Annotated in this window: 7 protein-coding genes; 1 reads left to right on the forward strand and 6 read right to left on the reverse strand. The window is 72.6% G+C overall.

The features are described 5' to 3' along the window. Positions 1-11: 11 nt before the first annotated feature. The 4 genes from ACW0Q9_RS27265 to ald form a co-directional block, all read right to left on the reverse strand. On the reverse strand, positions 12-974 hold the full coding sequence (locus ACW0Q9_RS27265) for a segregation and condensation protein A (RefSeq protein WP_456186089.1): 963 nt from the start codon (positions 972-974) through the stop codon (positions 12-14). A gap of 41 nt (positions 975-1,015) precedes the next feature. Beyond that, positions 1,016-1,939 carry a ParA family protein gene (locus ACW0Q9_RS27270; RefSeq protein WP_091266519.1) on the reverse strand — a complete coding sequence of 308 codons (924 nt, stop codon included), beginning with the start codon at positions 1,937-1,939 and terminating at the stop codon, positions 1,016-1,018. Between the two features lie 231 nt (positions 1,940-2,170). Further along, a complete protein-coding gene (locus ACW0Q9_RS27275) occupies positions 2,171-3,160 on the reverse strand; it encodes a site-specific tyrosine recombinase XerD (RefSeq protein WP_456186098.1) in 990 nt (329 codons plus the stop codon). Further along, entirely contained in the window at positions 3,157-4,272 is a 1,116-nt protein-coding gene (gene ald, locus ACW0Q9_RS27280) for an alanine dehydrogenase (RefSeq protein WP_456186092.1), read from the reverse strand. The genes ACW0Q9_RS27275 and ald overlap by 4 nt, the downstream gene beginning before the upstream one ends. A gap of 228 nt (positions 4,273-4,500) precedes the next feature. Here ald and ACW0Q9_RS27285 point away from each other — a divergent pair, with 228 nt between their 5' ends. Then, positions 4,501-4,818, forward strand: coding sequence for a TM2 domain-containing protein (locus ACW0Q9_RS27285; RefSeq protein ID WP_456186100.1), 318 nt, complete (start codon positions 4,501-4,503; stop codon positions 4,816-4,818). Positions 4,819-4,886: 68 nt separating this feature from the next. Here ACW0Q9_RS27285 and ACW0Q9_RS27290 read toward each other — a convergent pair whose 3' ends face one another. Then, a complete protein-coding gene (locus ACW0Q9_RS27290) occupies positions 4,887-5,492 on the reverse strand; it encodes an NUDIX domain-containing protein (RefSeq protein ID WP_456186094.1) in 606 nt (201 codons plus the stop codon). Continuing rightward, a complete protein-coding gene (locus tag ACW0Q9_RS27295) occupies positions 5,489-7,243 on the reverse strand; it encodes a CTP synthase (RefSeq protein WP_456186096.1) in 1,755 nt (584 codons plus the stop codon). The genes ACW0Q9_RS27290 and ACW0Q9_RS27295 overlap by 4 nt, the downstream gene beginning before the upstream one ends. Between the last annotated feature and the right edge of the window lie 205 nt (positions 7,244-7,448).

A 7,448-nucleotide genomic window follows, 5' to 3' on the forward strand; every position in this document is an offset into this window, starting at 1 on the left:
CGCTCATCGGGTCACTCCTGTGTCGGTGCGACGTCGTCCGCCGCGGCGGAAGGGGCGTCCGCGGGCGGGGTGGCCGGCTCCGGGTTGCCGGCGTACTCGTCGATGGTCAGCTCGGTGCCGCCGTCGGCGGAGCCGGTCCAGCGCACGGTCAGCTCCTCCAGCGCCTGCTCCTGGACGAAGGCGACCAGCCCCTGCCGGTAGAGCTCCAGCAGGGCCAGGAAGCGGGCGACCACCTCCAGGGTGATGTCGCAGTCGGCGCAGAGCAGCGAGAAGGTGGCGGTGCCGGCGCGGCGCAGCCGCTCGGAAATGATCTCGGCGTGCTCGCGGACGCTGACCCGGACCATGTGCACGTGCGCGATGGACACCTCGGGCACCGGCTTCGGGGTCATCGCCCTGAGCGCCAGCTTGAGCAACCGCTCCGGGCCGATGCCGAGCACCAGGTCGGGCAGCGCCTCGGCGTACCGGGGTTCCAGGGTGACCGCGCGCGGGTAGCGCCGCCCGCCGACCGACTCCAGCTCGGCGATGTGCGCCGCCGCCTCCTTGTACGCCTTGTACTGCAGCAGCCGGGCGAAGAGCAGGTCCCGGGCCTCCAGCAGGGCCAGGTCCTCCTCGTCCTCCACCTCGGCCGAGGGCAGCAGCCGGGCCGCCTTCAGGTCCAGCAGCGTGGCGGCGACCAGCAGGAACTCGCTGGTCTCGTCCAGGTCCCACTGGTCGCCCATGGCCCGGAGGTACGCGATGAACTCGTCGGTGACCTTGTGCAGGGCCACCTCGGTGACGTCCAGCTTGTGCTTGCTGATCAGCTGGAGCAGCAGGTCGAACGGGCCGGTGAAGTTGTCCAGCCGGACGGTGAAGCCGCTGGTCTCCTCGACGGTGGCCGGGTCGGCCGGCACCACGCCGTCGACCTCGGCGGCCAGCCCGGCGGCGGCCACCGGGTCGGTGGCGCCGGTCGGCGGGTCGAGGGGTGGTGCGGTCACCGGCAAACCGTAGTCCACGACCCGGGCACCCGGCGGGCGGCCTACCGCTCCGCCTGGGCGGCGATCACCTCGCGGGCGAGCTGGCGGTAGTTGCGCGCGCCGGAGGAGGCCGGGTCGAGGGTGGTGATCGGGGCGCCGGCCACCGTCGACTCGGGGAACTTCACGGTCTTGGTGATCACCGTCTGGTAGACCTTGTCGCCGAACGCCTCCACCACCCGCTGGAGGACCTGGCGGCAGTGGGTGGTGCGGCTGTCGTACATGGTGGCGAGGATGCCCTCGAGCTCCAGGTCGAAGTTGAGCCGCTCACGCACCTTGTCGATGGTGTCCAGCAGCAGCGCGACACCGCGGAGGCTGAAGAACTCGCACTCCAGCGGGATGAGCACGCCGTGCGCCACGGTCAGCGCGTTGATCGCCAGCAGGCCCAGCGAGGGCTGGCAGTCGATCAGGATGAAGTCGTACTCCTTGCGGATGGTGCGGAGCACCCGGGCCAGGGCCATCTCCCGCGCGACCTCGTTGACCAGCTGGATCTCGGCGGCGGAGAGGTCGATGTTGGCCGGCAGCAGGTGCAGCCCGGCCACGTCGGTCTTGATGAGGACGTCCTCGGCGGTGACGTCGTCCTGCATGAGCAGGTTGTAGACCGACAGGTCGAGGTTGTGCGGGTTGACGCCGAGGCCGACGGAGAGGGCGCCCTGCGGGTCGAAGTCGACAAGCAGCACCTTGCGGCCGTACTCGGCGAGCGCGGCGCCCAGGTTGATGGTGGTCGTGGTCTTGCCGACGCCACCCTTCTGGTTGGCCATCGCGATGATCCGCGCCGGGCCGTGCCGGTCGGTCGGCATCGGCTCCGGGATCGGCTTGCGCATGGTGTACGCGGCCGGGTCGGCGGGGCCGAGGTCGGCGCCGAGCGTCGCCTGCTGCTCGCGGAGCTCCGACGTCCAGGTCTCGGCACGGTCACCGTTTCCTGCCATGTCCTCGTTGCCCCCTCCCGACGACCACCCGGCGTCGGAGCCGTCCGACGTCCCTCGCGGCGCCGCTGCGCACCTCCGGTCCGTCACCCCTGGAGGCCCGCGCCGAAGCCGACTGTACGCCACGCGCCAGCAGCGCGTTCGGTAGCGGGTCGGCGTGTCGGAGCGGGTGCTCAGCCGAGACGCTGTTTCGTTCGCGACTGCGGGCTCGGAACCCCGGCTCACTCCACGCGCTCACCCGTGCGCCCGCGGGTGGGCGGTCGCGTAGACCTCACGCAGCCGCTCAACGGTGACCAACGTGTACACCTGGGTGGTGGTCACCGAGGCGTGGCCGAGCAGTTCCTGCACCACCCGCACGTCGGCGCCGCCGTCGAGCAGGTGGGTGGCGTACGAGTGGCGCAGGGTGTGCGGGGAGACCGCGTCGGGCCCGTCGACCGGCAGGCCGGCCCGTTCGGCCGCGGCGCGCAGCACGGTCCAGGCGCCCTGGCGGGTGAGCGGGCCGCCGCGGGCGTTGACGAAGACCACCGGGGTGCCCCGGCCGGCGGCGAGCAGCGCCGGGCGGCCCCGGACCAGCCAGGCGCGCAGCGCCTCGGCCGCGTACCCGCCGACCGGGACGAGCCGGGTCTTCCCGCCCTTGCCTCGCAGCAGCACGGTGCCGGCGTCGAGGTCGAGGTCGTCCACCGCGGCGCCGATCGCCTCGGAGATGCGCGCGCCGGTGCCGTACAGGAATTCCAGCAGCGCCCGGTCGCGCAGCGCGCGGGGCGCGGCCTCGCCGGTGGCGGTGACCGGGCCGGCGGTCTCCAGCAGCCGGACCACGGCGTCGACGGGCAGCGCCCGGGGCAGCCGGCGCGGTGGTGCGGGCGGGCGGACGTCCCGGCTGGGGTCGGCCCCGGCCAGCCCTTCGCGCAGCGCGAAGCGGTGCAGGCCGCGCACGGCGCTGGCCGCGCGGGCGGCCGAGGAGACGGCGAGCGGCGGGTGGTCGGCGTCCCCGGCGCGCAGCCGGGCCAGGTGCGCCTCGACCTCGGCGGCCCCGACGGCGGTCAGGTCGGTCACCCCGGCGGCGGCCAGGGTGGACAGGTAGCGGTCCAGGTCCCGGCGGTACGAGGCGAGGGTGTTCGTCGACAGTCCCCGCTCGACGGTGAGGTGGTCCAGGTAGCCCCGGACGGCACGGCGCAGGGCCGGCGCGGGCTCGCCCGCACCGGCCCGTTCCGTGGTTGAGGTCAGGCCAGCACCTCGGCCAGCGGCAGCGTGCCCATGCCGTGCGCCTCGGCGACCGGGCCGTAGACGACCTGGCCGGCGTGGGTGTTCAGGCCGAGGGCGAGCGCCGGGTCGTTGCGCAGCGCCTGGCGCCAGCCCTGGTTGGCCAGCTCCAGGGCGTACGGCAGGGTGACGTTGGTCAGCGCGTAGGTGCTGGTGTTCGGCACCGCGCCGGGCATGTTCGCCACGCAGTAGAAGATCGAGTCGTGCACCTTGTAGACCGGGTCGGCGTGCGTGGTCGGGCGCGAGTCCTCGAAGCAGCCGCCCTGGTCGATGGCGATGTCGACGAGCACGCTGCCCGGCTTCATCCGGGAGACCAGCTCGTTGGAGATGAGCTTCGGGGCCTTCGCGCCGGGCACCAGCACCGCGCCGATGACCAGGTCGGCGTCGAGCACGGCCCGCTCGATCTCGTAGGCGTTGGAGGCGACGGTCTGCAGGTGGCCCCGGTAGATGGCGTCGGCCTGGCGCAGCCGGGCGACGTTCTTGTCCAGCAGCAGCACCTCGGACTGCAGGCCCAGCGCGATGGCGGCGGCGTTCAGGCCGGACACGCCGGCGCCGATGACCACGGTCTTGGCCGCGTACACGCCGGAGACCCCGCCGGGCAGCACGCCCCGGCCCCCGCCGGTGCGCATCATGTAGAACGCGCCGACCTGCGGGGCGAGCCGGCCGGCCACCTCGGACATCGGGGCGAGCAGCGGCAGCGAGCGGTCGGGCAGCTCGACCGTCTCGTACGCGATGCCGGTGACCTTCCGGTCCAGCAGCGCGTCGGTGCACTCCTTCGAGGCGGCCAGGTGCAGGTAGGTGAAGAGCACCTGCCCCTCGCGCATCCGGTGGTACTCCTCGGCGATCGGCTCCTTGACCTTGAGCACCAGCTCGGCGGTGTCCCAAACCTCGTCGGCGGTGGCCAGGATCTTGGCGCCGGCGGCGGCGAACTCGTCGTCGGTGATGCTGGAGCCCTCACCCGCGCCGGACTCGACGAAGACCTCGTGGCCGTGGCGGGTGAACTCGTTGACGCCCGCGGGCGTGATCGCCACGCGGTACTCGTGGTTCTTGACCTCGCGTGGGATTCCGACCTTCACGATGCAGACACCTTCCTCCGGGGCAGCTCACCCCCGACTGCGCGGCGCCGCGACGGCCCCTTTGCCGACGCGGTCCACCGGTCCCGCCGGCGGCAGTCTAGGCGCGTGGGAACCCCACGGAGGCCAACACAGTGACATCCGGTGCCCGGTCGTGCTGACGGTGTGTCAGGCATCGACCGAGCTGAGCGGTGGAGACCGCCTCAGCCGTCAGGACAATGTTCGGTAAATATCCTCCCACCGACCGGGCGGCGGTGCGGACAGGACGCCAGTGGATCACTAAGGTGTCCGCTCATGACCACTCCTCCTTACCAGCAGTACCCGCAGGGCGTGTCGGACAAGAGCAAGACCGTCGCGGGCATCCTGCAGATCCTCCTCGGCGGCTTCGGTATCGGCCGCTTCTACATGGGCGACACCAAGACCGGTGTGATCCAGCTCGTGGTGACGATCGTGACCTGCGGCCTGGGCGGCATCTGGGGCCTCATCGACGGCATCCTGATCCTCGTCAACGGCGGCGTCGACGGGCAGGGCCGCCCGCTGCGCGACTGAGCGCCGGCACAAGCGAAAGGGGCCGCGCGGTGTACGCACCGCGCGGCCCCTTCGTCGTCCGGTCCCGCTCAGCGGGGCAGCGGCGCCTCCGGGCGGCGCAGCTCGGCGAAGCCGGCCTGCCGGGCACGGGCGGCGGCGAGCAGCCCGGCCACGCAGGAGGCGTTGGTGATCTCGCCGGCGAGGACCATCCGGACCGCCTCGTCGAGGTCGACCCGGACCACCTGGAGGTCGGCCTCCTCGTCGCGCCGGTCGTGGCGCTGAGCGGCGGGCACGTCGGCCAGGTCGCGGGCCAGGAAGATCCGGACCACCTCGTTGCTGAATCCGGGCGAGCTGTGCAGGTCGACCAGGAGGTCGATGGTCCCGGCGGTGAGGTCGGCCTCCTCGGCCAGCTCCCGGGCCGCCGCGGCGGCCAGGTCCTCGCCCTGCACGTCCATCAGCCCGGCCGGCAGCTCCCACAGGTGCCGGCCCACCGGGTGCCGGTACTGCCGGATCAGCACCACCTGACCGGCGTCGTCGAGGGCCACCACGGCCACCGCGCCGACGTGCGTCACGTAGTCGCGGGCGGCCGTGCCCCCGCCGGGCATGGTGACGTCGTCGCTGACCACCGAGAAGATCCGGCCGGACCAGATCTCCCGGTGCTCCGTCACCTCGTACCGGTGCTCGACCGCGCTCACGAGGCGGCCGCGGCCTTAGCCGCCGAGCCGCCGTTGCGGCCCGCCTTCTTCGCCGCCGCGGCCTCCGCCGGGGCGTCCAGGTCGACCGGGAGCTGGTCGGCCTCGGAGTACGCCACGGCGGCCTTCACGAACGCGGCGAAGAGCGGGTGCGGCCGGGTCGGCCGGCTCTTCAGCTCCGGGTGCGCCTGAGTGGCCACGAAGAACGGGTGCAGGTTCCGGTCCAGCTCGACGAACTCGACCAGCCGGCCGTCCGGCGAGGTGCCGGAGATGGTCAGGCCGGCCTTGGTGAGCTGGTCGCGGTAGGCGTTGTTCACCTCGTAGCGGTGCCGGTGCCGCTCGCTGACCTCGGTGCTGCCGTACGCCTCGGCGACCAGCGAGCCCTCGGCAAGCTTCGCCGGGTACGCGCCGAGCCGCATGGTGCCGCCCAGGTCGCCCTTGCCGGCGACGATGTCCTCCTGGTCGGCCATGGTGGCGATGACCGGGTGGCCGGCCTCCTCGTCGAACTCCAGCGAGTTCGCCCCGTCGAGGCCGGCCAGGTGACGGGCCACCTCGATGGTCATGCACTGGAGGCCGAGGCAGAGGCCGAGCAGCGGGATGCCGTTCTCCCGGGCGTACCGGGCGGTGCCGATCTTGCCCTCGATGCCGCGGACACCGAAGCCGCCGGGGATCACGATGCCGTCGACGCCGGCCAGGGCCGCCGCCGCGCCGGCCGGGGTGACGCAGTCGTCGCTGGGCACCCAGCGCAGCTGCACCCGGGCCCGGTGGCCGAAGCCCGCGGCCCGGATCGCCTCGCTCACCGACAGGTAGGCGTCGGGCAGGTCGACGTACTTGCCGACCAGCGCCACGGTCACCGTGTGGCGGGGCTGGTGCACCCGGTCGAGCAGGTCGTCCCAGCGGGTCCAGTCCACGTCCCGGAAGGACAGGCCGAGCCGCCGCACCACGTACGCGTCGAGGCCCTCGCGGTGCAGCACCTTCGGGATGTCGTAGATGCTCGGCGCGTCCGGGGCGGCGGTGACGGCCTCCCGGTCGACGTCGCAGTAGAGCGAGAGCTTCTCCTTGACCTTGTCCGGAATCTCCCGGTCGCAGCGCAGCACCAGGGCGTCCGGCTGGATGCCGATGCTGCGCAGCTGGGCCACCGAGTGCTGGGTCGGCTTGGTCTTCAGCTCGCCGGAGGGCGCCAGGTAGGGCACCAGCGACACGTGCAGGTAGAAGCAGTTGTCCCGGCCGAGGTCGTGCCGGACCTGGCGGATCGCCTCCAGGAACGGCAGCGACTCGATGTCGCCGACCGTGCCGCCGACCTCGGTGATCACCACGTCGGGGACCTGGCCGTCGGCGTCCGGGTCGGCCATGCCGAGGATCCGCGCCTTGATCTCGTTGGTGATGTGCGGGATCACCTGGACGGTGTCGCCCAGGTATTCGCCGCGCCGCTCCTTGGCGATCACCGCCGAGTAGATCTGGCCGGTGGTGACGTTCGCCTTGCCGGACAGGTCCCGGTCGAGGAACCGCTCGTAGTGGCCGACGTCGAGGTCGGTCTCGGCGCCGTCCTCGGTGACGAAGACCTCGCCGTGCTGGAACGGGTTCATCGTCCCGGGGTCGACGTTGAGGTACGGGTCGAGCTTCTGCATCACCACGCGCAGCCCGCGTGCGGTGAGCAGGTTGCCGAGGCTGGAGGCGGTGAGGCCCTTACCCAGCGAGGAGGCGACGCCCCCGGTGACGAAAATGTGCCTGGTCGTCCGTGCTGAAGGGGCCAAGGCCTGCTCCCGTGTCGTCCGTAGCGGTCGTGCGAACCGCCGTGCCGATCAGCCAAGTGATCACGCGATCCACGGGATTCCACGGTAACACCTCTCCGGCCCCGCAGCGGCGTCGCACCCGCCGTCGGCGCACGTGAGGCCCGGTTCGCCTCAGCTCGTGGGCACCTCGGTCGATGCCGGGCCGGGCTGGGCCGGCACCCGGGGC

The organism is Micromonospora sp. I033, from assembly GCF_053890995.1.

Coding starts and splice junctions, on each gene's coding strand:
- ACW0Q9_RS27270 (WP_091266519.1), bottom strand. CDS start 1,939: ATGGCAGGAAACGGTGACCGTGCCGAGACCTGGACGTCGGAGCTCCGC.